At 47.5% G+C, this 24,741-nt stretch carries 21 protein-coding genes and 1 pseudogene; 15 read left to right on the top strand and 7 right to left on the bottom strand.

Annotation, left to right across the window (positions count from 1 at the left end; translation table 11 throughout):
• The first annotated feature begins 22 nt into the window (after positions 1-22).
• The 3 genes from FH974_RS24735 to FH974_RS24725 all read left to right on the top strand — a co-directional run bounded on the left by FH974_RS24735 (position 23) and on the right by FH974_RS24725 (position 3,255).
• Entirely contained in the window at positions 23-763 is a 741-nt protein-coding gene (locus FH974_RS24735) for a dienelactone hydrolase family protein (RefSeq protein WP_047885024.1), read from the top strand.
• A gap of 88 nt (positions 764-851) precedes the next feature.
• Positions 852-1,166: a YbjQ family protein gene (locus FH974_RS24730; protein ID WP_047885025.1), complete on the top strand. Its 315-nt coding sequence runs from the start codon at positions 852-854 to the stop codon at positions 1,164-1,166.
• 520 nt (positions 1,167-1,686) lie between these two features.
• A complete protein-coding gene (locus FH974_RS24725; protein WP_047885026.1) occupies positions 1,687-3,255 on the top strand; it encodes an ABC-F family ATP-binding cassette domain-containing protein in 1,569 nt (522 codons plus the stop codon).
• A gap of 200 nt (positions 3,256-3,455) precedes the next feature.
• On the opposite strand, the gene FH974_RS24720 is transcribed toward FH974_RS24725, so the two are convergent.
• Positions 3,456-4,340, bottom strand: a complete 885-nt coding sequence (locus tag FH974_RS24720) for a LysR family transcriptional regulator (RefSeq protein WP_053061805.1) — start codon at positions 4,338-4,340, stop codon at positions 3,456-3,458.
• 182 nt (positions 4,341-4,522) lie between these two features.
• Between FH974_RS24720 and FH974_RS24715 the strand changes: the two are divergent.
• Positions 4,523-6,501: pseudogene (locus FH974_RS24715) on the top strand (alkyl/aryl-sulfatase).
• A gap of 320 nt (positions 6,502-6,821) precedes the next feature.
• Here the strand turns inward: FH974_RS24715 and FH974_RS24710 are convergent.
• From FH974_RS24710 to FH974_RS24690, 5 genes are all read right to left on the bottom strand, one after another.
• Positions 6,822-7,925 (bottom strand): hypothetical protein, encoded by a 1,104-nt coding sequence (locus FH974_RS24710; RefSeq protein ID WP_047885028.1) that lies wholly within the window; start codon positions 7,923-7,925, stop codon positions 6,822-6,824.
• Positions 7,926-8,052: 127 nt separating this feature from the next.
• Positions 8,053-8,898, bottom strand: coding sequence for an ABC transporter permease (locus FH974_RS24705; RefSeq protein ID WP_047885029.1), 846 nt, complete (start codon positions 8,896-8,898; stop codon positions 8,053-8,055).
• A gap of 17 nt (positions 8,899-8,915) precedes the next feature.
• Positions 8,916-9,749, bottom strand: a complete 834-nt coding sequence (locus tag FH974_RS24700) for an ABC transporter permease (RefSeq protein ID WP_207103920.1) — start codon at positions 9,747-9,749, stop codon at positions 8,916-8,918.
• Between the two features lie 68 nt (positions 9,750-9,817).
• Positions 9,818-10,966, bottom strand: a complete 1,149-nt coding sequence (locus tag FH974_RS24695; protein WP_207103919.1) for an ABC transporter substrate-binding protein — start codon at positions 10,964-10,966, stop codon at positions 9,818-9,820.
• 44 nt (positions 10,967-11,010) lie between these two features.
• Positions 11,011-12,018: an ABC transporter ATP-binding protein gene (locus tag FH974_RS24690; RefSeq protein ID WP_207103918.1), complete on the bottom strand. Its 1,008-nt coding sequence runs from the start codon at positions 12,016-12,018 to the stop codon at positions 11,011-11,013.
• A 181-nt stretch (positions 12,019-12,199) separates the two neighbouring features.
• Here FH974_RS24690 and FH974_RS24685 point away from each other — a divergent pair, with 181 nt between their 5' ends.
• The 4 genes from FH974_RS24685 to FH974_RS24670 are packed head-to-tail and all read left to right on the top strand — an operon-like array spanning position 12,200 to position 15,042.
• Entirely contained in the window at positions 12,200-12,940 is a 741-nt protein-coding gene (locus FH974_RS24685; protein WP_047885032.1) for an MBL fold metallo-hydrolase, read from the top strand.
• Between the two features lie 19 nt (positions 12,941-12,959).
• Complete coding sequence (locus FH974_RS24680; RefSeq protein WP_207103917.1) at positions 12,960-13,997, top strand: LacI family DNA-binding transcriptional regulator; 1,038 nt, start codon at positions 12,960-12,962, stop codon at positions 13,995-13,997.
• 8 nt (positions 13,998-14,005) lie between these two features.
• On the top strand, positions 14,006-14,776 hold the full coding sequence (locus tag FH974_RS24675) for an inositol monophosphatase family protein (protein ID WP_207103916.1): 771 nt from the start codon (positions 14,006-14,008) through the stop codon (positions 14,774-14,776).
• Positions 14,773-15,042 (top strand): PQ-loop domain-containing transporter, encoded by a 270-nt coding sequence (locus FH974_RS24670; RefSeq protein ID WP_242551931.1) that lies wholly within the window; start codon positions 14,773-14,775, stop codon positions 15,040-15,042. The genes FH974_RS24675 and FH974_RS24670 overlap by 4 nt, the downstream gene beginning before the upstream one ends.
• Positions 15,043-15,623: 581 nt before the next feature.
• Here the strand turns inward: FH974_RS24670 and rarD are convergent.
• The gene (gene rarD / locus FH974_RS24665) at positions 15,624-16,523 is read right to left on the bottom strand and encodes an EamA family transporter RarD (RefSeq protein WP_047885036.1); all 900 of its coding nucleotides are present in this window, start codon (positions 16,521-16,523) and stop codon (positions 15,624-15,626) included.
• A 111-nt stretch (positions 16,524-16,634) separates the two neighbouring features.
• Between rarD and FH974_RS24660 the strand changes: the two genes are divergently transcribed.
• The 7 genes from FH974_RS24660 to FH974_RS24630 all read left to right on the top strand — a co-directional run bounded on the left by FH974_RS24660 (position 16,635) and on the right by FH974_RS24630 (position 24,740).
• A complete protein-coding gene (locus tag FH974_RS24660; protein WP_047885037.1) occupies positions 16,635-17,087 on the top strand; it encodes an Lrp/AsnC family transcriptional regulator in 453 nt (150 codons plus the stop codon).
• Between the two features lie 408 nt (positions 17,088-17,495).
• Complete coding sequence (locus FH974_RS24655; RefSeq protein WP_047885038.1) at positions 17,496-19,259, top strand: SulP family inorganic anion transporter; 1,764 nt, start codon at positions 17,496-17,498, stop codon at positions 19,257-19,259.
• Positions 19,260-19,488: 229 nt separating this feature from the next.
• Positions 19,489-20,910 carry a DNA-3-methyladenine glycosylase 2 family protein gene (locus tag FH974_RS24650; protein WP_047885039.1) on the top strand — a complete coding sequence of 474 codons (1,422 nt, stop codon included), beginning with the start codon at positions 19,489-19,491 and terminating at the stop codon, positions 20,908-20,910.
• Positions 20,910-21,368: a methylated-DNA--[protein]-cysteine S-methyltransferase gene (locus FH974_RS24645; RefSeq protein WP_047885040.1), complete on the top strand. Its 459-nt coding sequence runs from the start codon at positions 20,910-20,912 to the stop codon at positions 21,366-21,368. The genes FH974_RS24650 and FH974_RS24645 overlap by 1 nt, the downstream gene beginning before the upstream one ends.
• Before the next feature lie 191 nt (positions 21,369-21,559).
• Positions 21,560-22,759 carry an enoyl-ACP reductase FabV gene (gene fabV, locus FH974_RS24640; protein WP_047885041.1) on the top strand — a complete coding sequence of 400 codons (1,200 nt, stop codon included), beginning with the start codon at positions 21,560-21,562 and terminating at the stop codon, positions 22,757-22,759.
• 580 nt (positions 22,760-23,339) lie between these two features.
• Entirely contained in the window at positions 23,340-23,720 is a 381-nt protein-coding gene (locus FH974_RS24635) for a PilZ domain-containing protein (protein WP_047885042.1), read from the top strand.
• 9 nt (positions 23,721-23,729) lie between these two features.
• Complete coding sequence (locus FH974_RS24630) at positions 23,730-24,740, top strand: M23 family metallopeptidase (protein WP_047885043.1); 1,011 nt, start codon at positions 23,730-23,732, stop codon at positions 24,738-24,740.
• The last annotated feature ends 1 nt before the right edge of the window (position 24,741 follow it).

Below are 24,741 nucleotides of genomic sequence, written 5' to 3'. Positions count from 1 at the left end.
GACCACAGACAGGAGAGGCATCATGAAAAAAGCAACAGCGTGTTTAGTGGCAATATGCGGGTTGTATGCAGCCAGCGGATGGGCCGTTGAAGGCAAAGAAGTGGCCTATGAAGTTAACGGCCAGCCTTATCAGGGCTATTACATATCACCGGGAAAAGACGCGCCGTTGGTGTTGCTGATGCATGACTGGGACGGACTGACTGATTACGAAGTGAAGCGGGCGCAGATGTTGGCCGACAAAGGATATGCGGTGTTTGCTGCAGACCTGTTTGGGGCCGGTGTGCGGCCGACCGAGGTCGAAGATCGTCGTCAGCATACCGGTGAGTTGTATAAAGACCGTGAGAAAATGCGCGCCCTGATGCGAGGGGCATTGGCTGCTGCAAAAAATCTGGGCGGCAATACCAATGATGCCGTTGCAATGGGATATTGCTTTGGTGGTGCAGCGGTACTGGAGCTGGCTCGCTCCGGCGCAGACATGAAAGGTTTTGTGACCTTCCACGGCGGTCTGGCAACCCCTGAAGGGCAGGATTACAGCCAGACCAAAGGGGATATTTTGGTGTTCCACGGGGCGGCCGATACCGCCATTCCCATGACAGATCTGGTGGCGTTGTCGGAATCGCTCGAAAAAGCCGGGGTGGACAATGAACTGATCGTTTACAGTGGCGCGCCTCATGCATTCACGGTATTCGGGTCTGATCGCTATCGGGAAGAGGCTGACCGAAAGTCATGGGCGCGATTTCTGACGTATCTGGCGGAAAAATAAAATCGGCCCGTGAAGCGATAGCCTGAACCTTAAGTGGCATCAACGGTCAAATTCCGCATCATAACAATTGATTAGCGAGGCTTCAGATATGTTGTATGTGACAACTCCGGATATTCCGGGGCGAGAAATTGCCGAAACTCTGGGTACGGTTACCGGTAATGTGGTGCAGTCGAAGCATGTCGGCCGCGACATTATGGCCGGTTTGAAGAACATCTTCGGTGGTGAAATCCGTGGCTATACGGAAATGCTGAATGAAGCCCGTGCAACCGCAACCCAGCGAGCCATTGATGAAGCCGTGGCTCTGGGGGCTGATGCTATCGTGAATGTCCGTTTCACGACCAGCGCTATCATGGAAGGCGCCTCTGAAATTATGGTGTATGGCACCGCTGTAAAACTAAAGTAATGAATGCTTTTGGTTTTGCACTTCTATCTGCCCTACAGGCTGTTACAGCGCAAAAGTGTACGAATCAAAGCCTCCGCTAATCGGGGGCTTTATTTTGAGCATGTTCTGAGCTTAGCCAGGCATGGGGAAATTAAAAATCTCACTTAATCAAAGACTAGTTATGAGGCGGTTTTAATATACTTAATACAATTTATGAGTGACTTATCTAGGGAATGGCTAACTTGGATATGTACAGAAAGGTGTTATGGTTGCTAGCCTTGACTTGCTATTCCCAAATACATACTCTACATCCAACATTTCTTTAGGAGATTACGCCAACATGAATAACTAAACCTGTCATCCATTTTTCATTTTATTTTTGGATTTACAGGGTTAGTAGGCGTAGCTCACTTTCCGATATTTCTGTGCAATCATATTTTTGGGTATTTGCATCGCTTGAATAAGCGCGTGTGTTTGCATAGAACTCATCTCTAAAACTGTCTAGCTGCGGCTGTTGTCCCTGTCATACGGGAGGCAAATTATGCCAGTCTTACAGGCGTACAATATCAGTCATCAATTTGATAACGGTGATACGTTGTTTCAACAATTGTCATGCTCCATGACAAAGAACCGAGTGGGGTTGGTCGGTCGCAATGGTGTTGGTAAATCGGTATTCGCTGCGATATTGAGTGGTGAATATATACCTTCAAGTGGCACGGTCACGTTACCAAAGTCCTTCGCGGTGTATCGCCAGCAACCATCGCATTTATTATCTGATGGGCTGTCTATTGCGCAGTTTTTAGGTAAAGCCGACGTGATTGAAGCGTTAAAACAGATTGAATCAGGTGATTGCGCAGAGCAATGGTTCGACGTGATTGGTGAGCAATGGGATTTATCCTTGCGACTGACTCAGCAACTTATAGACATGGGCTTACCACCAGAACCCAATTTTTTATGCTCTCATCTGAGCGGTGGCCAACTAGCTCGATTACAGCTTTGGCAGTTGTTTGAAAGCGACGTTGAGTTGCTGATTCTTGATGAGCCTTCTAACCATCTTGATACTCATGCAAAGCAGTGGTTAATTGAATCGATACGAGTTTTTGAGGGGGCGATTTTACTTATCAGCCATGATCGCGGGTTATTACGTGAAATGGACGAAATCTGGGAACTTTCTGGGCTTGGCGTGCAGGTGTTTGGCGGAAATTACGATGTTTACGCCGAACAGAAACGTATCGAGTTACAAGCCGTAGAGCGACAACTCGCCAGCATTGATAAGCAGAAAAAAAAGTTGGAAGAGCAGGCGCAGCGAAATCGAGAAAAGTCTGAGCAAAGAGCAGCCCAAGGTAACAAGTTACGTAAAGAGGGCAGCCAGGCGACGATTTTACTTGATGGAAAGAAAGACAAAGCAACGGCACGTGCGGCGAATCGCAAAAAAAACGAGCAACGTCGTCAAGCTCACTTACAAGAAAAAGAGCAGACGTTGCAAGCGAGAAAAGAGCAAATGAAAAGCCAAAAGCTGTATCTGGCAGACAGTCAAAGTCGCTTGCGTAAAGTGGTCTCGATACTTGAAGGCGTATTACCTTTTGGTCGCGTTCGACCTATAACGCTGCAAGTCTATGCCAGTGATAAGATACATCTGATGGGTAAAAATGGTTGTGGCAAATCAACGTTGTTGAAAACGCTAATAGGTGAGTTCTCGCTGCAACAAGGGGAACTGCAGTTGAATACGCCATTGTATTATCTCGACCAACATTTCGGGACAATTAGTCGCGAGCTATCGTTGCTGGATAACTTGATACAACATTGCGACGGAATGAAAGAGAGCGATGCCAGAACATTGCTGGCAGGTATTGGATTTCGTGGTGACAGTGTATTTCGTCTTGGTTACATGCTTAGTGGCGGCGAGAAGATGAAGTTAGCGATGTTGATTGTTAGTCATCAACCATCCCAACCTTTGTTGTTGCTTGATGAGCCGGATAACCACCTCGACATCGAGTCGAAAATCATGTTGGCACAGGCTTTACTGACGTATCGTGGCGGCTTCATTCTCATTAGTCATGATCATGACTTTATTCGTGAATCTGGGGCCAGTCGACAAGTGACTTTGTAAATTCTTTAAATGCAAAGTCAGGGCACACATCTAGTCTTAGGGGGGTATGAAACGGCCCCTCTCAGACTGAAGCTAATCGCTACACCCCAAAACCGTAATTACTGTTAGAAACTCCCCATAGTGAATTTCTATTAAGTTGTTGAATATTAAAAATACACTGCGATAGGCGTGTGTTTTTGATTTGGAATGGTTTTGCTGCGCTACTCTGCTGCCGTAAAAATTTCTACCAGCTTCTGGTGCAGAAACAGGTGTAACGGGTTAGACCGATTGACAAGTTGGGTGTAGCTGGACAGCGTGCCCTGAAAACGTGATGCGTCCGGTGTCGGGATACGCTTAAAACCTGCCGGAATATTTTTTAGCGTGGTGAGAATCGCGACGCGTTCATTGTTCATAAACTGATAAGCCAATTGCGGGCTGTCTAATTGATATTCAAAATCAAAGGTATATCCCAAAGTTACGAACTTTTCATAATACGGCGATTTGTAATCATTCCAACCGCTGCTGCGCAGCATAATAAACGGCCAGTTTCTGACGACATCAAAATTGGCCGTTGTATGACATTGTGCGATCGCAACGATAAACTCATCATCGGTAATTTTTCTCTGATAAATCTCACCAGAAATATCAGCATTCCAGTAATGGACGCCCAATGTAATTTCACCCTGGGCCATGGCTGTGAGGGTGGTTGGATTCCAGCTCGAGAGCACGATCTTACTTTTGGGTAAAGCGTGTTTGAGGCTTTGATAGATTTGCTGACCAAATTTATCCAGCGTGATCAGCGGCAAGGCGATGGTCAGGGTATCGTGACATTGGGCTGGATCAAACGACTTCTTCCGGAGCGTTGTCTGAATGGCAGACAGTGAGGACTGAAGCTGAGGTAAAATGTGTTGCGTATAGGGTGTTGGCTCCAGTCCACTCGGGGTTCGTTCAAACAGAACTTCGTCCAATTGTTCACTCAGGCGGGAAAGTTGTTTGCTGACGGCGCTTTCAGAAATCCCCAGCCTGACAGATGCAAGCTTCAGGCTTTTCACTTTACAGACCAGGATTAAGGTCCGTAACAAGTTTAAATCAACATGACTTTCCATTCAGTCAAATACGCCTTTCCAACAGTTCAATTGAGAGTCGATAGACTAAACAGACATTTTAAGAGCGTCAACTGAGCCTCGGCTGAATCTGTGACGTCCTGACCTGTGTTGATCCGGGGTATACGGGTATCGACATATTTAAGTGATGAATACAAAAGCGCTGCTGGAAATAAGGATAGAAAATGAAGTTGAAAAAGTCTGTTGTTTATCTGTCGATTGCATTGATTTCGCAATCGGTAATGGCCTCAATGGAGATTACACCTGACAGCAAGCCTGCCAGTATTTATACCATTGAGAAAAATGAAGCGGTCAGAAGCTCTTTGAATTTCGATAATCGCGATGACTTTAGTGCTGCAAGCCGAGGCTTTATTGCGACCTGGCCAGAAAAACGATACGTGACAAAGCCGGTAATGTGGTCTGGGATTTCGATGCTTATCAGTTTGTGGATGCGCAGCAGAAGATCGACACAATCAATCCGTCATTGCATCGCATGGCTCAGCTGAATAACAAGGCGGGCCTATTTAAGGTGACGGACGGCGTGTATCAGGTGCGCGGCTTTGATTTGTCGGTCATGTCTTTCATTCGGGGTGAAAGAGGCTGGATTGTGATCGACCCGCTTATCTCCGAAGAAACGGCCAGAGCCGGTCTGGCGTTATTGAATCAGCATGTTGAGAAATTGCCAGTGACGGCGGTGGTGATCACCCACTCACACATCGACCACTTCGGCGGCATTTGGGGGGTGACCACCAAGGAAGCGTACGATGCCGGTCAAGTCGCCGTCGTCGCACCAGAAGGTTTCTATGAGCATGCCATTTCTGAAAACGTGCTGGCCGGGAACCTGATGTCACGCCGTGCAAGTTTCATGTACGGAAACCTTGCAGAGCCTGGGCCAAGAGGCCTGGTCGATGCGGGTTTAGGCAAAACGACATCGACCGGTGTACCGGGAATTGTTGAGCCAACATTGCTGATTCACAAAACCGGTGAAAAACACAAGATTGATGGGATCGAGTTTGATTTCCAGATGGCGAATGGCTCGGAAGCGCCGGCAGAATTCATGGCTTTTATGCCGAAATATAACACTCTGCTGGCTTCAGAAGTCATGACGCATACCATTCATAATATTTCGACCCTACGTGGCGCGCAGACCCGTGATGCCAGCAAGTGGGCGGACTATATTGATGAGACCATTCAGCAGTATGGTGACAAAGCCGACACCATGATTGCATCGCATCACTGGCCAACCTGGGGGAAAGCGAAGATCAAAGATCAGTTGGAGAAGACCCGCGACATGTATCAGTATGTCCATGACCAAACGTTGCGTCTGGCCAACATGGGCTACACCCCGAATGAGATTTCAGCCAGTATCCAATTGCCGACATCCCTGGATAAAGAATGGTACAACCGTGGTTATTACGGCACGGTTTCGCATAATGCCCGCGCAACCTACGACTTCTATTTTGGTGCCTGGTGGGATGGCAACCCAGCCAATTTGAACCCGCTGCCGCCTGAAGAAGCCGGGGCGAAATATGTGGAAGCCATGGGCGGGGCTGATCAGGTAGTCCAGATTGCTCAAAGAGCGGTTGAACGGGGCGAATACCGCTGGGCGGTGACTTTGCTAAATCACGTTGTTTTTGCTGATCCGTCGAATGCCCAGGCCCGGTATTTAGAAGCCGATGCCATGGAGCAACTGGGCTATCAGTCTGAGTCTGGTCCGTGGCGGAATAACTACCTGATAGGTGCGAAAGAATTGCGGGAAGGATTTAAACCTGCGCCTACGCCAGACACCACTGCCATCGCGAAAAATATGCCAGTGCGCTCTGTTCTGGAGTCGCTGACTGTTCGGGTGAACCCTGAAAAAGCGGCAGGTAAAACCATGGCCGTGAATCTGAAGGTTTCGGGAGATCAGAATTCTGAATCGGGTGAGTATGCCATGTTGTTGTCGAACTCAGTGCTGAAAACGTATCAGGATCGCCAACTGGATCATGCCGATTTAACGCTGACGTTCAGTCAATCGGATCTGGCGGACTTACTTGCTCGGAAAGCGTCGTTTGAAGAGCTGATCAAAGCCGGAAAATTCAAGGTTTCAGACAGCCAGAAGCTGGACGAACTGATGAGTATTTTTGATACCTTCGCGAATGATTTCGGGATTGTCACGCCGTAATCTGACGCCCAGCTTGATTCAAAGCGATGAACTTCTTGATAGCGGGATTAAACAGAAAACTGTGTGCGTGAATACGATTGCTATTGTTCCTTTGATTTACTGATTCCATGGGAGTATCTGGCAGTGTTTTTTGTGAATGGAAACGCTAATTCTCCGCTTAGCTAATTAGGGATAGTTTTCATTCGCTTTTTAGTTACTTGGTTATTATGCAATAACGCTATATTTGAAGGTGTTAATAAGAATAGACGTTCAAAACATGTGAGCGTCTATTCTATTTTTAAGCAGTTAAGCAGTTAAGCAGTTAAGCAGTTAAGGAGTGGTCAATATTTTGATGAACGGCATTCTTTCAAATACGTTTTATAGTCAAACCCGTCTAAAGATGCATATTGTCCCCCCAAATAGACCACGAGTCGTCCGTCGTTCGTGACTCTAAATCCAGTCGCGCCATCGGCTCCTTCGTCGGTAACACTGATGGAATAGCCCACGCTGGTTGAAGCTGCCGGGGTAGGACTGGTTGCGACGCTAAATGTGCCGTCATCGTTAAAGTAAGCAGGGTAAGCTTTGACTTGGTTTGTCCCCATATTTGCGCCACATGTGGTGTCTGTATAGGCGTGAACGATATACCAGTTCCCCGTACTATCTTCGACTAATTGAGCATTTTGACCGAGGCTTTTGTTACAGCCTGTATTGGATGGTGAGGTATAGCTGTTGACATAGGAGAAAGCGCGAATGTTAATTTCACCCTCGTTATCGGTGCCATATTGAAATAAATCTGCCACCGATGCCTTGTACGCCGCACCTTGTGCATTGTCCATGTCGTGTAAAATTAACCAATAGTCATCTTCATGGCGGTTAATCCAAACATCTGTGATTTCTTCTATTTTATGATCCGTTTGAGTCAATGTCGCCACCTGTCCTTTGTCGCCGTCGATGGTGAATTTACGAAAGCGAACCGTTTTTTCATATTGAGAGGCGACAAGTAAATAACCCTGATCCTTTGCGCTGTTCGTGGGCGCAGGTAACCAGGCAATACCGGATGGGTGTTGCTCACTAATATAAATTTTATCTTCAAGAGGCATGGTTTCGTGGCCGGAAATGAGGTCTTGGTTTGGATCAAACATACTTTCTGTGACCTGAAATGCGAGAATTTGTCCCTCATCATCTGAGCCTGTTTCGGAGTGGGAAATAAACGCGGTATGGGTACCATTGCTCCACTGGTGTGACAGTGCAAAAGATTGATGGTGGTCACTAATCTCAAAGCTGTGATCAACTTCAGTATCAGCGACAAACGCTTGGCAGCTATTTGCCAGGCTGGACAACACTTGAACCATGGAAAGATTTAACCGAGGCTGTTGATAAGCATCAGAGGTTGCATAGACTGAGCTACTTAAACCCAAGATAACAGTTGGTATTATATGTTTCATTTTTAAAGTTCCATCTTTAATATTCAGATTAATTACAGATATTTAAATGGTGAGACGTTGAATTCTAACCGGGAAAATAATGGTTAAATTTAATGTTTAGATCTTTATCATGCTGTTTTATTTATTATTACCGCCCAATTTTTGACAACATCTCTGGTGATATAAATCGGCTGATAATAAACATGAACAGAATCGATGGGACGAGTAGTATCAGCGCCGTAATCGATGCGATTTGATAATTGCCTTCCATGCTTGCCGTATATAACAGGAGCGGTAAGGTGCTTATCTCTGGCGCACCGACAAAGAATGTTCCGGTGAACTCATCAAGTGATTCAAGGAACACGAAGATACCACTGGCCACAATACCCGGTGTCGCTTGAGGCAAAGTGATATGGAAGAAGGTATAGACAGGGCCTGCGCCCAAGTTTCTGGATGCCCGGACCATCAAAGGGTCTATGCCGGAAAAAGCGGCGACGCTAATCCAAACCGAAAACATCAGACCATGGACACTGTGTACCAAGACGACCCCGAGAAAAGTCCCGTTGAGTCCGAAGTCGTAGAATATTCTTGCTATGTTCATGTACACCGTCAGGTTAGGAAACGCCTGAGGGATCAGAAACAAAAGCATCCAGAATATTCTGAAAGGCATCTGTTGCTTAGAAAGCGCATAACCCGCAGGTATTGAGACGGAGAGACAGACCGCAACCGTGGTCAAAGCAATCAAGATACTGGTTGTTAGTGAGCCGGAAACATCACTATAAGGGCTGAACACCTGATCCCAGTATTTAAGTCCCCATTGGGAGGGTAATGTGTAAGGAAAATACCAAACCTCGGCCACAGTCCAGATAAGCAAATTGATGATCGGGCCGAACATGATCAATGCCAGACATATCACAAAGACAAGCTGTGGAAAGGCATCCAGACGTATTAAGTTTGAAAATCGGAATGTATTTGCTCTGGTCAAAGAGCGCATTGTTAGTTCTCTACTCACTATACACCAGCCTTATCTTTAAGATTCTGACGAAGATAGAACCAGGCAAACGCAGCACAAATGCAGTAAGAAATAAGGCCCAGTGCATTTGCGGTATGGTAATCACCGTAAGAATTGATTCGAAATGCCATGTCGGCGGTCATCATGGTGGGTGTGCCTGTGCCTATCATCAGCGGTACAGATAATGCTGACATCATCGTCACGACAGACAGGACCATGGCGACACCAATTGTTGGGACAATCTGAGGCAGGAGAATCTGAAACAGGATCCGAGTTCTTGAGCCCCCTAAGTTTCTCGCAGCACGGACCTGGGATTCATCGATGGCTGACATCGCCCCGGAAATAAGCAGCGTCGAAAAAGCGAGTTGTTTCCAGACAAAAGTAATGATGATTCCACTCCAGCCCAGAAATGAAATGGTTTCGAGAGGTGTAAATAGCCCGGCCTCAATGAGAACGTTATTCATCAACCCATTTTTAGCTAAAAAGGTTCTCATCATCTGAGCTGTCACGATGAGTGGGATGAACAAAGGCAGTCGATAAAGTACACCTAAAACCCGAACGAGCGATGTAAAGGGAGAGAGGCGTAATATTGCTGCAATGAATATCGACAGCACACATAAAATGACCATTGAACTCAGCACGATAATCATCGTAAACAGAATATCGTTAGAGTACAGTTCGACCGCATTCTCCAGATGCGTTTTCGTCAATGCACCTTCATCGGTGAATAGCGCGGAAAAAAGAGAAAAGACTAATGGATAGAGGAAAAACAGCCCCACCATTAATGCCGCCGGCAGAACCATCCAGATGTTTTTTATTGGGTTGTAATACATAATATTTCCAGTGAAAACAGCCACTATATAAAGCTCAAGAGGTGTGTGACCTCTCGAGCATACAGCGATTAATTTGCAACCTTACGCTCGTAACCTTCTTTGATATCATCAAAATAGGGTGCGATCGGGAAACTCTTACCGTACTTAGAGAGATCATCCGGTGTAATTTCTGCGAATAACTTCTGCCAGCTCTGCTTATCCAGATGTTTTTTCACGTGTGTGGCATCAATGCCCGGATACCAGTTGAAACGTTTCACGATGCCCTCAGCTTGAATGTCGGGGCTGGTAGCCAACTCGATAAACTCGCGAGCGAGCTCTGGATTGGCCGCTTTGTCCGGCACGACGTAGTACATTGGCTGTCCTGGCATGCCCGGAGCAAGCAAAGTTAGTTTCAGTGAAGGCGGGATCTTGCCCTGTTCTTTCCAGCTATAGAACATATCGACCCATACTGGTCCCATGAAGATTTCGCCACGGTTTAGCATGTCTAGCGTACCGGCGTTACCTGGCGTGAAAGTGATGTTCTTGTTAAACACTTTCAGCTTTTCGAACGCGGTATCCCACTGAGATTGAACACCTTTTTGGTATGGCTTGGTTGACAGCTTATCTGCATCCGAGCCATATGCATAAACCCAACCCGTCACAAAACTCACACCAGACATACCGTTCTTGATGCCGTTGTAGCCGAATGCCTTCGGATTATTTTCAACCCACTGAACAAGCTCATCATATGATTTTGGGGGTGTCGGGATCAGGTCGCTGTTATACGCGATAGCTGTCTGGCTGTGGAACATTGGCATGACATACCCATCAACATTGGTACCCAGCGCATTTCTGGCACTGTCACGAGTAACCATCGCGCCTGTATTGATATCGTTCCGGTAGCGACTTAAAAGCCCTTGCTGAACCATCTCTCCACCAATTTTTTGATGGACAACCGCGACATCGATATCCCACGCTTTCAGGCCACTCTTATTTTGAGCAGAGAGCTTTTCCAGAATTTTATGAGAGCCTGCATCGCCAGGGCCGGTACCAACAACATTAATCTTGACACCTGGGTGTGCGGCTTCAAACTTTGGCGCTAAGTAAGTTTTTACGTAGTCGACCATGTTTTGGCTTCCTGCAGATGCGACATTCAGTGTTGTTTCCGCTTGGCTTACGCCGGAAACAAGAATTGCACCAATAGCTGTCAGTAAAGTCATATTGGTTTTTACAAACATAGCTAGTCCTTAATTTAGGTAGTTACTCGTGGGTTAGTGAATCGTCAGTGTTGCCCGCTATACATATGGAGCGAATGGTGGGGTACGCGTAATAAAACGTTTAAATCGGGTTCAAGAGGAGTCGGATGAATCGCTTGAATCAGCTGACCCTCACACTCTACGCTGACGCGATAGCTGTGACCAAAGAACGCACTTTGCAAAACCCTTCCGGAAAGCTGCAGCCCGTTCTCTTCAGACAGAGAGCGACGGGGTGTTTCGCAATTCTGTTCCACCAATTGCGCTTTCTCGCTTCGGAAATAAATTTGCAGCCCTTTGCTGTTTTCAGGCCAGACAACCAGATTGTCCGCCCCCATAAAGTCTGCGACAAAAGGCGTTTTTGGCTGGTTGTATACTTCCTCAGATGTACCCAGTTGCTCTATTTTCCCCTGATTCAGAACAGCAATGCGGTCCGCCATGACCAGGGCTTCTTCCTGATCATGGGTCACGATGAGGGATGTAAAACCAAATTGCTTTTGCAAAGATTTAATCTCATGGCGTACCTGAAGTCTTACTTTTGCATCTAGATTCGACAGCGGCTCATCGAGAACCAAAATGTCTGGCCGAATTGCCAAAGCTCTTGCCAAAGCAACGCGTTGGCGTTGGCCGCCGGATAAATCCGTGACTTTCTGATCTTTTAGCCCTTCTAGATTTACGATTGCCAAAAACTCATCGATCCTTTGATCAATTTGTTGGGCGGGAACCTTTCTCACTTTCAGGCCATAGCCGATGTTCTGCGCAACAGTCATATGCGGCCAGAGTGCGTAGCTCTGAAAAACCATGGTGATATTTCGTTTCTCTGCCGGTAGGTTGGTCATGTTTTTATCACCAAACCGGATCTCGCCTTCAGAAACAGGAAGAAAGCCACACAGCGCATTCAGTAGCGTCGTTTTACCGCAACCGGAAGGACCAAGCAGAGCAATCATCTCGCCTTGATGAACGGTCAGATTTATATCTGAGAGTATCTGCTTATCTCCGTAACCGGCACATAAGCCCTGAATGTTCAAACTAGTCATTGTTACCTCGAAAATCAGAAATATATAAAGTTCACTTCTGATGCTTAGATTTTTTTCGTCAATGAACACGTGTTCATTGACGTGTAAAAAAAATGCAAAAATTAACAGACATTATATGAGCGTACTTTGAGCTCGCTTTATGACAAATTAATTAATGAAAGAAGAAAGTTTGGTTTAAACAATGAAAATTGAAGTTATTGGATGTGGAAGTGCTTTCTCAAAAATAAGCAATACATCGTCGTTACTTGTAACAGACAATACAGGTAACCAGTTATTGATAGATTGTGGTCCGACTGTTCCTCGGGCTTTATATAATCGTTCTACAAGCGTCAACGAAATAGGCGCTATATATTTTACTCACATTCATCCGGATCATTGCACGGGACTCACGGCATTATTTAATTATTGGAAAAGCCATCACCGTACTGAGCCTGTGACTATTTTTTGTCAGGAAGAAAATAAATCTCCGTTGCAGTTTCTCGCCTTATTTGCCAACTGGCCAGCCAAAGAACTGTGCTTCGAAGTTCACTGGCAAATGATCACGGATCATTTTGTATGGAATCACTGGCAGTTGGAAACGGCTGAAACACAGCATGAGTTGACGAATAGGGCATTACGAATTTCAGCTGATGGGCAGCAGTTGTTTTATAGTGGTGATGGCAGGCCGACTCAGGCTTCGATTGATTTAATGCAACATACAGATTTGGCATTCCAGGAGTGTGCTTCATTTGACGCCCTGGATGAAACTTCATCCCACGGCGACTTCTACGCTTGTAAAGCTTTGTTAGAAAAATCCAATATAAAACGGCTCGGCCTCTATCATTGCTGGGATGAAGCCATTGCGGAAATAAAACAGAGCGCAGCAACAATCGAATATCTGTTTGTGAGTCACGATGGTTTAACCATCGATTTATCAGAATGACAAAATGGTGGATACCAAGTTGAGCACCAAAAATAAACCCAATGTCGTGACCGCGCAGGATGTGGCGAATTTGGCCGGCGTATCACGATCAGTTGTTTCCAGGACGTTTACTGAAAACGGCAGTCTCTCGGAAGCGACGAAGCAAAGAGTACTGAAAGCGGCTGAACAACTCGGTTATCAGGTGAACTTTCTGGCACAAGGTTTAAACCGGCGCCGTAGCCAGCTGATAGGGGTGGTTGTCGCGCATATCAATGACCCTTTCAGAAGCCTTTTGCTGGAAGCCCTGTTAAAAGAGATCCAGGCACGAGGCTACCAGTCCATGGTGACTGAGGTCCGTCCGGGGGATGAACTTGATGAAACCATGCGCCGATTTACGCAATACCGAGTATCCGGTGTCATCGTAACTTCCGGTCAGCCGCCGGAGGCGTTGGTTAAAGAGTGTCTTCAATACAGTATTCCGATTGTCGGTATTAACCGAGAAATAGATCTGCCCAAAGTCGACGTCGTTTGCTCTGATAACCACGCTGGCGCCAAATTGGCAGCCGATCAGCTGATTGCTGCCGGATGCCGTTCAATCGGTTGGCTGAATTACAAACACTCGACCTGGTCGGGTTTAGATCGGGAAAAGGGCTTTCAAAGTTCACTCAAGGGCTGGTTAGAAAACAAGGACCATGAATATATTGAGATTCAATCGGAAAGAAATGGATATGAAGGTGGATTTCTTGCTGCTGAGCAGTTGATAGCCTCTGGTCAACGACTCGATGGGATTTTCTGTGCCACAGCGCTCATGGCCTGCGGTTTTCTCGATGGCATGCGAAAAAATGGGCTGGATGCGCCCAAAGACTTTCACATTATTGGCTTCGATAATACGCCTTTAACGGCTCAATATAGCTACCGGCTGACCACGATAGAGCATGATGTCGTCGAAACGGCTAAGCGTGCCTTATGGTGTCTGGAAAGCAGAGCGCGTCATGAGGACATGGAACAAAGAGTTGAGCTGATTCCGGTCAAACTCATCACAAGAAACACATCACCAATCCACTCGCAGGATTCATAGGTAAGAAAATGAAAGCAGCAGAGAAACTGGAAGCGCTGGAAAACGCAATTAGAATCGCAGGCGACAAAGCGCTGTCTTTTCGCAAACAAGGCTTAACGATCGAAGTCAAAGGTAAGAATGATTTTGTGACTCAGGTCGACAGGGAAGTTGAAACAGAAATTAAAAGCGTCATCAGTCATCTGTTCCCTGAGGATGGCTTTTTGGGTGAAGAGAGCGGCATTAGCGCAGGAGAAGAAGGGATTTGGGTGATCGACCCAATTGATGGCACGACCAACTATATACAAGGGATGGATTATTGGTGTATCTCCGTTGCCTATGTAAATAATGATCAAATTGAACTGGGTTATATTTATGCGCCGGAAAGGGATGAATTCTTTGCGGCTCGAAAGGGGCTGGGCGCTTGGTTGAACGGACGTTGTTTAAAGATGGAAAATGAAGCGGAAGGCCAGTCTATCATTGGGCTTGGCCACTCTAACCGCAGACCACTTTCAGACGTAATAAACCTATTGACCATTTTAGATGAAAACAACGTCGATCATCGACGATTTGGCGCTGGTGCGCTGATGCTTGCTCATGTTGCTTCAGGACTCGTTCATGGATATTTTGAAGCGCACCTCAACAGCTGGGATGCGCTTGCGGGGTTACTTCTGGTCGAGGAAGCTGGCGGATGTGTCCCCGACTTTCTGGCCAATGATGGATTAATTAATGGGAATCCTGTTTGGGTCAGTACTCAGCGTCTGTGGCCTGTCCTCAACACCTATATGGAACAATTTTCATGATCGCTGTCGATAAAATTTCCCTTGTTGGCTATGGTGCAGCCATCTGTACAACCTGCTCGTTTATTCCTCAAGTTTGGCAGGTCATTCAGTCAAGAAATACCGAGTCCATTTCACTCTTGATGTACTGTATATTTGTCTTTGGTGTCTTTCTTTGGTGTCTTTCTCTGGTGTGTCTACGGTGTGGTAGTCAGAGATTTACCTTTAATTATGGCCAATCTCATTACGCTCATTCTGTCGGGCCTCATACTTGCAATGAAGCTCCGTGATACAACAAGTAAGGTCGACAATTAGTTAACTTCCATACACAATCAGGTTATGTCCGAGTAGAGGTAGTACGTGGGTTGTCACGTAATATTAGGCACTTTAATTACGTTATCAAATGGAACTTATCATGCCTAGTTAGAAAGTTTTCCATTAATGTGAAAATTAATAATGACATGATGGCTGTGGTCGTGCTGTCTTTGGGAAATAAATTCTATACATGATTCTTAAATTATTCATTCACCCTAATTTTTTAGGGTGAAAATTACAATTTTCCTAATTAACTCGATAATTGATGCGAAAATATTGCGGCATATGTATTCATTAAAATGTTAATATTTTTAACTATCGTCTCCATCATATGCTGACAATGACTTCAATTTAGGCTTGGCTTATTTATAGTTGAGTTCGCTGATTTTTTCATGCACGAATCCGTTTCGCACATCATTGCGTACCATCAGCAGCCCCCGTTTAGCGGGGGCTGTTTTTAATTGTGGTCGCTAATCGATGCTGTTGGATTTGTCTGAGAGCGCCCAAGCAAGCTGTGAATATCCTCCTGCTTGGGTAATCGCTTTGTAACATTGATTTATTTATGTTTTGCTCTTTTCAGGCTACGGGCCCCTTCCAGCATTAAGACCACGACCGCCAGCCAAATCGCGATATAGGTAGGCCACTCTTTCGGACTGATGGTTTCCCCCAGCAAATAAGCAACCACTAACAACAGGACAGGCTCCACATACACGAGCAAGCCAAACAGGCTGAGGTTGAGATGCGGGGCTGATAACGATTGAAACGCGAGAGCAAGGGCACTGATGATTCCTAAGCCTGCCACCACCCAGAGCAAATCAAAACTCATTGGTAGTTCGGAAAGCACATGGCCACTATGAAAAATAAAGTAGAGGCTGACAGGCAGGCTGAGCATCATATCAAACCAGATACAGCCAATGTTATTGGTATCGGTTTTGTACCGTAACCAGAAGTAGACGGGATAACCTAAACATACTACCAGTGTTGGCCACGACAGGGTTTGAGAGATCGCGAGTTGATTGGCCACTCCAACGACAGCAAACAGACAAGCCAGTTGCTGGAACCGAGACATTTTATCTTTGAAAGCAAACCGGCCGACAACCACCATAGTGATGGGCATAATGAAGTACCCTAGGGACACGGCGAGTCCGTATCCGTTTCCGGGAGCCCACATGAACAGCCACAATTGAATCCCGACCAGAAAGGATGAGGCGAGACGAGTGAGCCAAAAATGGCGTTCATTGCGTAATCGTTGGTAAATGATGACAACTTGAGGCCAATAGCCCTGTATCAGAATGAATAATGTTAACAGTGGGAAGGTGAGAAAAATACGCCAGCCGTAAATTTCCAGCCCCTCTAGGTCTTTGAGCAGTGAGGTGTAAGCGAACATCAGGGCGAAGAGAGCCGACGCAATGACATTCAGGGTGACACCGACAGTGGTATTAGTGCGAGTTTGCATACGTTGATATCGAGTGAGTGGGTAGATGGCTGTATTTTATTGCGTGCTTCTTGATAAAGGTGCTCTAAATACATACTGTTAGTGAGAAAATTTCTCACCCGGAAAATCATCATGACACTGGATAAATATGATTATGCACTGCTTGAGTTGTTGCAGAAGAATTGCCAGATCCCTTTACGCGAACTTTCGGAGGCGGTTCACCTGTCCACGGCCTCTGTGCAGCGTCGTATTCAAAAACTCAAAGATAACGGCTATATCCAGGCAAATATCGCGATCTTAGACCCAAATAAGCTGAATCAGGTGATTACAATTTTGGTCGAGGTTCAGGCGGATAAAACGCACATGGTGGATTTGCAGTTACTAAAGGACAGCTTTTCCGGGTCAGAAATTCAGCAATGTTACTACGTGACCGGTGAGGCAGACTTTATGTTGGTGTTGCTTGTGCCGAACATGCAGCGTTTTCAGGAGATCTGCGATAAATTGTTTCACAGTAACCCAAATGTGAAATGGTTCAGAACCATCGTGGTATTAGATCGCGTCAAGGCGACGCTGGATGTGCTCTAGTTGTAAGGGATGTAGGAGATCATGCTGAAAAGTTATGCTGTGGGGGAATAGATTGAGGGAAGCTCGCTGAACGAGAGCGTCAATTTGTGGAACCCGTAAAACTAGCATCTCAACCAAAGTGAATAGCCCCCTTTTAGCACCTTCATTAAATGAGTAACCCATTAATAAAAATAATGGAAAAAAGTCGCTTGGATGCACGTAATTTCGTTGAGGTGAGTGCTTTGTAAGGATGGGACCGCGCTTGCTTATCCGTGACCTGCTTAATTCTTAATCCCCTTAATTCCTCTGGGCTCGGAGCAATCTCACTGTGTCAGCCCTAACGCTTGTCGACTGATAAATAGCTCACGGACGTTACAATAGTATGATGTATACTTTACAGTAACTTAACCGTATATATGGGTAAATCTGTTGACCAAAACATTATTCTCGCAGTGGTTTCCCGGGCTCGTTCAGCTTAAGCATTACCAAAATGAATGGCTCGCCAATGACATTCGAGCTGCTTTTTCTGTGGTGGCGGTTGCATTACCTGTCGCCATCGCTTACGCGCAATTAACGGGCGTATCGGCGATTATCGGCCTCTATTCATGTGTGTTGCCGATGCTGGTTTATGCCTTCATGGGCACTTCCCGACAACTCATCGTTGGCCCCGATGCCGCGACCTGTGCGGTGATTGCTGCCGTAGTTACACCGCTTGCTGCAGGCGACCCTATCAAACACTGGCAGCTGGTGATGACCATGACCGCCATGACAGGGATATGGTGCATACTGGCCAGCCGCCTCAAATTAGGCATTTTTGCTGATTTTCTCTCTCGTCCGATTCTTCTCGGGTTGCTCAACGGTGTGGCACTGACCATCATCGTTAACCAGTTTGCCAAAGTCGTGGGCTTGAAATACGAGCAACGTTATTTGCTGGAACGCTTGTGGGAGGCTCCCCAACGGTTGGCTGAACTCCACTGGCCGACTCTGGGGTTAAGTATCGCTACGGTGCTGATTTATCTGGTGACGAAGCGCTTTCGCCCTACCTGGCCAGCCGCGATGCTCGCGATACTTGTCACGACCGCCTCTGTTTGGTTGCTTCATTTGGAAGAACAGGGCGTTTCCGTTGTCGGTGTTACTCAAGGTGGTTTGCCCCAATTTCAAACACCGGAGTTTGAACTGGGCGTGGTGCGTGAATTGGTGGTGCCCGCCCTGAACCTTGCCATTGTGAGCTTTGTGAGCATGATGCTCACGGCGCGCAGTTTTGCGGCGAAAAATGGTTATGACATTGATGCTGATAAAGAATTTCGAGCGCTGGGCTTTGCCAATATCGCTTCCGCGTTTTCACAAGGCTTCGCGATTAGTGGCGCAGATTCCCGTACCGCAGTAAACGACGCCAATGGCGGAAAGTCACAGTTGGTTTCGATTATTGCGGCGATTACGATTGCGGTGATCGCCGTGTTTATCTATCAGCCTTTACAATTTATTCCGATCGCCTCACTTGGGGTGGTATTGATTATCGCCTCCCTGTCGCTGCTCGATCTCAAAGCGATATGGACATTAAGGAAACGCGACAAAGACGCCTTTTATCTTGCCACCATCACCTTTGTCTCTGTGTTGGTGGTTGGCGTGATTCCGGGTATCACCTTAGCGGTACTTCTGGGGCTGTTTCAGTTCTTGCGCATCGTCATGCGTCCAAGCGATCAGATCCTCGGTCTGGATGAAGAAGGCACCATTCGCACTATTGATGGCACAGGCAAAGCCTCGCCAATTCCGGGCATGGTGATTTATCGCTTTAACTCTCCGCTGACCTATTTTAATGCCCCTTATTTCAAACGCCGTTTGTTAGAGCATACGGAGCATACGAAGGATGTCGGGTGTGTGGTGGTAGATGCCGTATCCAGTTTTACTCACCTTGACTTAAGCGTGATGGCAACGCTGGCTGAAGTTCATGAAACCCTTAAAAAACGGGGTATTCGCTTAATCCTGGCCGGGCGAAAACGTCGCTTGCGGCAGTGGTGTGAGCTGACAGGTATCAGCACCAGCGAAGGCGGTATCTTACTTCGTGCCGATATGTACCTCGCGATTAAACTCAGTGGCTGTTATCTCAGTGCTGTTGGCGAAGGGCAAGTACCAACCGTGCAAAAAGAACCTGATTTGGAGCCAGCGCCGAAGCCGATACCTGAAGTCGCTTAACGTGCCATTATTCGGTGCTAAGTGCTAAGTGCTAAGTGCTAAGTGCTAAATGCTAGGTGCCAGCATCTGTATAGTACGAGCACCGAAGATGACAACACAGAAGCTGCCAGTATTCCTCTGTTGGAAATGATTATCCACTGAGTAACGTTCAGTTCCGAAAATGGCTAGTATTGCCTTTTTGACGGGGTAGACTAAAAGCATGACTTCAGCCTGAACAAAGGAAGCAGGCATGCTAACCCCAATGCAATGTCATGAGGCCAGAATGGCCCGTGATCGCCGTTATGACGGTTTGTTCTTTACGGCGGTGAAAACCACCGGGATCTACTGTCGCTCAATTTGTCCCGCTATGCCACCGCTGGAAAAAAACGTGGAATATTTTGATTCGGCGGTGGCGGCCGCGCAGGCGGGGTATCGCCCGTGTCTGCGGTGTCGTCCGGACAGTGCGCCGGGGTCGCCCGCCTGGCTGGGGAAAAACACGACACTCCGCCGCGCACAGCGTCTGATCGATGAAGGGGCGCTGATTGCGGGTAGCATTGCCAGGCTCGCGGAACGGTTAGGGGTGACGGATCGTTATCTTCGTAAGCTGTTTCAGGACGAACTGGGGTTGTCGCCCAAGGCGTACAGCCTGTATCAGCAGTGCTTGTTGGCGAAAAAACTATTGCATGAAACACGCCTGCCGGTTACCCACATTGCGCTGGCCAGTGGTTTTGGCAGTATCCGTCGGTTCAATGACTGCTTTAAACAGCATTTTTCGCTGGCGCCAACTCAGGTTCGTAAACAACCGGGAGAGCCTGTCTCCGGGGCGGTGACATTCTCTGTCAGTCTGGCGTATCGTCCTCCTTATCATTGGGCGGGAGTGCGTAATTTTTACGCCTCGCGGTTGATTGAAGGGCTGGAATGGCTGGATGACACCTCTTACGGTCGCACGTTTCAGTTCTTCCATACTGATGATGTTGTTGGTGAAAAGGATAAAACCGATGGCACGGCTCAGTCAGCCCGTATCTATCACGGGTGGTTTACCGCCCGCCATGATGCTGACAATACCCGTTTTATCGTCACTATTTCACTCGATGATCTGAGCGTGCTGCCGCAGGTGCTGGCTACCATCCGGCGATGTTTGGATCTGGATGCCGATTCGAGCGTGATAGATACTGCACTGGAGCGAGCAACGGTGTTACCGCTACCGGTGGAGGGGTTGCGCTTACCGGGGATTTGGAGCCCGTTTGAAGCAGGTATTCGCGCCATTTTGGGTCAGCAGGTGTCAGTCAAAGCCGCGCGAAACCTGGTGGTCAAGATAGTGGCAATGAATCCTGAAAACACTGACGCCCATTGTTTTTTCCCGACCCCGGAACAACTGCTGGAGTATGATTTGAACCAGCTGGGAATGCCGGAAAGACGACGCCAGACACTGCGGGAGTTTGCCCGGTTTGCGGCAGAGCATCCGCTGGATAATCCCGATGCCTTACTGGCGTTGCCGGGCATTGGACCCTGGACGGTAAACTATTTGCGTATGCGAGGGTGCAGCGATCCGGACATTTTCCTGGACGGCGATCTCGGCGTGAAAAAAGCGCTTGAGCACTGCGAATGCCAACCTGCACTAGCGGCACCCTGGCGTAGCTACCTGACCCTACATTTATGGAATACCTTGTAATGAGTAATCAATTGATTGAAACCCCGATCGGGATGTTAAACGTTGTTGCTGACGAGCATGGCGTGAAGGCCATTGAGTTTGCCGCCGCTCCGGATACGCTGCAGCAGCCGAGTGACGTGACACGCCATTGTTGCCAGCAGCTGGCGGAATATTTTGCCGGAGAACGGCAGACGTTTGAGGTGCCGCTGAATATGGCGGGTACTGAATTTCAGCATCAGGTCTGGCAGGCGCTGGATACCGTGAAATTTGGGGAAACCTGTTCTTACGGTGATATTGCCCGTTCTATCGGTAACCCTAAAGCCGTCAGGGCGGTTGGGGCGGCGAACGGTAAAAACCCGGTGCCAATCATTGTACCGTGTCATCGCATTATTGGTAGCTCGGGCAAGCTGACCGGTTACGCGGGCGGGCTGGACATAAAAGTTTGGTTACTGACGCATGAAGACCCGTCACGAGCTTGATATGGCGCAAAACGAGACGTTGGTACTGTCGCTATGCTGGTGCCCTTCAATTTGACCGGCAGTGGCCGTTTAAGCCGCTTGTAGTCTGAATGATTGGGGATACTGTTTGTCTATTCATTTCATTGTCTAGTCGGCTTCATGAGCCAGTTGTAACGCCACAATAGAGCTATGTGCCAGCAAGCGAGGTTTTTATGATCATTGAACCTGTGATTCAAGGGGTGATAGCCCGTTCGGCTCATCCTTACGGTTGCCGCCAGGCCGTGCGGGAGCAGATTGAATATGTCCGCTCAGCCCCGCCAATTCAAGCCGGACCGAAACGGGTTCTGATCCTGGGTGCGTCCTCCGGTTTTGGACTGGCATCGCGTATCGCCCTGACTTTTGGGGGCGCAGAGGCCGATACTGTCGGAGTCTCTTTTGAACGAGGACCGAGCGAAAAAGGTGTGGGCTCAGCAGGCTGGTATAACAACATTTTTTTCCGTCAGGAAGCGGAACAAGCCGGTCGGGTGGCAACCAATATTATCGGAGATGCGTTTTCGCCGGAGGTGCGGGATCAGGTCATCAAAGCGATCAGAACCGATTTGGGTGGCCAGGTTGATTTAGTGGTCTATAGTCTGGCAACGGGCGTGCGTCCTGATCCCACAACCGGCGAGTTGTGGCGCTCTGTGATTAAAACCGTGGGGGAACCACTGACCGGTCAGACGGTAAATCTCGAAACCGGGCAGCTGGACACCGTCACGGTGGATGCGGCGACGCCCGCCGAGATCGAAGCGACTGTCAAAGTGATGGGGGGTGATGACTGGGCTGCGTGGATAGATACGCTGCTGCAGGCCGGTGTACTGGCTCCCGGATGCCGCACTGTGGCGTATTCCTATATCGGACCGGCGATCACATATCCGATTTATCATCAGGGCACACTGGGGCGGGCGAAAGTGCATTTGCATGCCACTGCGGCTGATATTAACCGCCGACTGAATGCCATTGGTGGCGGGGCGGATGTGGCTGTCTGCAAAGCTCTGGTGACCAAAGCCAGTGTATTTATCCCTGCACTTGGACCGTATATTCTGGCCCTGTTTAAGGTGATGAAAGAGAGCGGAACTCATGAAGGATGCATCGAGCAGATGCAACGGCTGTTTCAGTCCCGTCTCTATGGGCAGCAGCACATCGGGCGGGATGAGCAAGGGCTGATTAGAATGGATGACTGGGAAATGGCAGAAGACGTACAGCTGGCCGTCACTGAGCTAATTGCAATGATAACGCCGGAAAACTTTCAATCCGTTTCAGATTATGCCGGTTATCGGGAAGATTTCCTGAAATTAAACGGGTTTGGTCTGCAAGACGTCGATTACCATCAAGAGATTGATTTTCAAGAGCTAAAAGTGCTGGAACCTTAGTTTGTCGTTTTGACTGTGCCCTGTTTTTATTGGCTGACAGGGCTCTTGATTGCGCTGACGGGGACTGTCAGAGTTTTAACTAGCCGAGTGGTTTTCGATGGCTTTATCTTTATGAAAGTGGGCTGTTCTGACAGCCTGTTTCGCACTTCTTTTGCGTTGTCTCTTTTATCTCTGTTCTGCCTCTTTCATCTCTGATTGCCTCGTCTTTTACCTTCTACCTTCTCTCTCTTTCTTTCTTATCTTTGTATCTTTATCTGTATTGGTATGCCCGATTCTGCTTGTGTATCGATTGGTGATGGGGAGAGGTTTACCGTGCCAGGAGTAGCTTCATATTGGTGGGTTTAACCGCTATAGCTGTCAAATATATGACGAGCATTGGTTAATAAATCGTCATATTTTTTTGGGAAGTGACGATCAATATCACGTTATTTTGCTTTGTGGGATAGGCTAGACTGAATATATCTGTGTGATTTAACTATCAGTTTATTAATAATATCTTTTTATGTGAGGATATTTCTGGTGAATATGCATATTTATCTTTACAATTCAATTTATAAAAGAACAACAAAATGAAGGGCTCATGATTGAACGTCGTCATTTTCGTCGCATTCTTTACCGTGCTCCGGCTATGCTGCAACAGGCATCCGGAGAGTGGCGAGCAGAAGTACTGGATTTGTCCCTGAAGGGACTGCTGATGACTTGTCCTCACGACTGGCAATATAATTCACAAGATAACCAATATGTTATTGCTTTTTGTTTGCACGAAAGTGACATTGAACTGAGGCTGGAGGCCCGGTTGGTCAGTCATGACGCTAATTATCTCCATATGCATATACACCATATTGATATAGAAAGCGCCAGTCACCTTCGGCGTCTGGTCGAATTAAACGTGGGCACTGATGCGCTCTTACATCGAGAGTTAGAGCAACTCGCAGATTTACATCATGATGAAGAGCGGTAGCAGGTCCCCATGTCAGAAAACATTTGTATTTCGGTGTCTCATAGCCGAGGCACCTCGCATTATTTAATCAACCGCTTTAAGAAACGATATTTTGCTTTGGCCGCTGCCTCTGTGCTGGTATTAGCAGGAAGCGGCAGTTACAGCGTGTATTCCCTTTACGAGGAAAGCCAGCTGTCATCCAAGCAATTAAATGTGCTGAATAAGCAATCCCGCCATTTAATGGCGTCTTTGTCGGAAGAGAGTGAAGCGAACCGGGCACTACGTCAGGAGCTGGAAGAAAAGCGAGCCGAACTGGCGCTGCTGACACAGCGTATCGACGATGTTGAAGCGGTACTTGGTGTCAACGGTGAAGACGGTGAAGATATGTCGCTGCAAGCGCGGGTTGACAGTGCGGCTGTTAGTTCGGCGGTGCGGGCAACATTGTTCCGTCTTATCCCCAACGGCAGCCCAACGCCGGACACGCGGATGTCTTCCCGCTATGGCTCCCGCGTACACCCGGTTACCGGCAAGCAAAAATTCCACCACGGTCTCGACTTTTCAGCCAGAATTGGCACACCGATTTATGCACCGGCAGATGGGATTGTTGAAGTCGTGCGCTCGGGTAACAAAGGTTACGGTAACTTCATCCGCCTGAACCACTCATTTGGTTTTACCAGTTCTTACTCCCATATGAGTAAGTTCAATGTGAAACGCGGCAACTATGTCAACAAAGGTGACTTGCTGGGCTGGACGGGCAACTCGGGACTATCGACCGGGCCGCATCTGCATTATGAGATCCGTTTTTTGGATCGAACCCTGAATCCGCGTTTGTTTGTTGAATGGACGCCGGATAATTTCGAAAGCCTGTTTGAGAAAGAAAACAAGGTTCAGTGGGCGTCGCTGCTGGAGATGATCAATAATATGGTTTCGATGCAGGTACAGCTGACTCAAACGCCTCGTTACAACCCGACGTTGCAGACGGCCAACAATCTGGCTGAGCAACATTCGGACGGTGACCAGGTTCAAGTGTCAAAGCTGTAGT

The organism is Photobacterium ganghwense (assembly GCF_017329545.1).
In the GTDB taxonomy this organism is placed as follows: domain Bacteria; phylum Pseudomonadota; class Gammaproteobacteria; order Enterobacterales; family Vibrionaceae; genus Photobacterium; species Photobacterium ganghwense.
The sequence above is the reverse complement of the archived record's forward strand: the minus strand, read 5'-3'. Positions and strand labels throughout refer to the sequence as shown.

Coding starts and splice junctions, on each gene's coding strand:
- FH974_RS24735 (WP_047885024.1), top strand. CDS start 23: ATGAAAAAAGCAACAGCGTGTTTAGTGGCAATATGCGGGTTGTATGCA.
- FH974_RS24730 (WP_047885025.1), top strand. CDS start 852: ATGTTGTATGTGACAACTCCGGATATTCCGGGGCGAGAAATTGCCGAA.
- FH974_RS24725 (WP_047885026.1), top strand. CDS start 1,687: ATGCCAGTCTTACAGGCGTACAATATCAGTCATCAATTTGATAACGGT.
- FH974_RS24720 (WP_053061805.1), bottom strand. CDS start 4,340: ATGGAAAGTCATGTTGATTTAAACTTGTTACGGACCTTAATCCTGGTC.
- FH974_RS24710 (WP_047885028.1), bottom strand. CDS start 7,925: ATGAAACATATAATACCAACTGTTATCTTGGGTTTAAGTAGCTCAGTC.
- FH974_RS24705 (WP_047885029.1), bottom strand. CDS start 8,898: ATGCGCTCTTTGACCAGAGCAAATACATTCCGATTTTCAAACTTAATA.
- FH974_RS24700 (WP_207103920.1), bottom strand. CDS start 9,749: ATGTATTACAACCCAATAAAAAACATCTGGATGGTTCTGCCGGCGGCA.
- FH974_RS24695 (WP_207103919.1), bottom strand. CDS start 10,966: ATGTTTGTAAAAACCAATATGACTTTACTGACAGCTATTGGTGCAATT.
- FH974_RS24690 (WP_207103918.1), bottom strand. CDS start 12,018: ATGACTAGTTTGAACATTCAGGGCTTATGTGCCGGTTACGGAGATAAG.
- FH974_RS24685 (WP_047885032.1), top strand. CDS start 12,200: ATGAAAATTGAAGTTATTGGATGTGGAAGTGCTTTCTCAAAAATAAGC.
- FH974_RS24675 (WP_207103916.1), top strand. CDS start 14,006: ATGAAAGCAGCAGAGAAACTGGAAGCGCTGGAAAACGCAATTAGAATC.
- FH974_RS24670 (WP_242551931.1), top strand. CDS start 14,773: ATGATCGCTGTCGATAAAATTTCCCTTGTTGGCTATGGTGCAGCCATC.
- rarD (WP_047885036.1), bottom strand. CDS start 16,523: ATGCAAACTCGCACTAATACCACTGTCGGTGTCACCCTGAATGTCATT.
- FH974_RS24660 (WP_047885037.1), top strand. CDS start 16,635: ATGACACTGGATAAATATGATTATGCACTGCTTGAGTTGTTGCAGAAG.
- FH974_RS24650 (WP_047885039.1), top strand. CDS start 19,489: ATGCTAACCCCAATGCAATGTCATGAGGCCAGAATGGCCCGTGATCGC.
- FH974_RS24645 (WP_047885040.1), top strand. CDS start 20,910: ATGAGTAATCAATTGATTGAAACCCCGATCGGGATGTTAAACGTTGTT.
- fabV (WP_047885041.1), top strand. CDS start 21,560: ATGATCATTGAACCTGTGATTCAAGGGGTGATAGCCCGTTCGGCTCAT.
- FH974_RS24635 (WP_047885042.1), top strand. CDS start 23,340: ATGATTGAACGTCGTCATTTTCGTCGCATTCTTTACCGTGCTCCGGCT.
- FH974_RS24630 (WP_047885043.1), top strand. CDS start 23,730: ATGTCAGAAAACATTTGTATTTCGGTGTCTCATAGCCGAGGCACCTCG.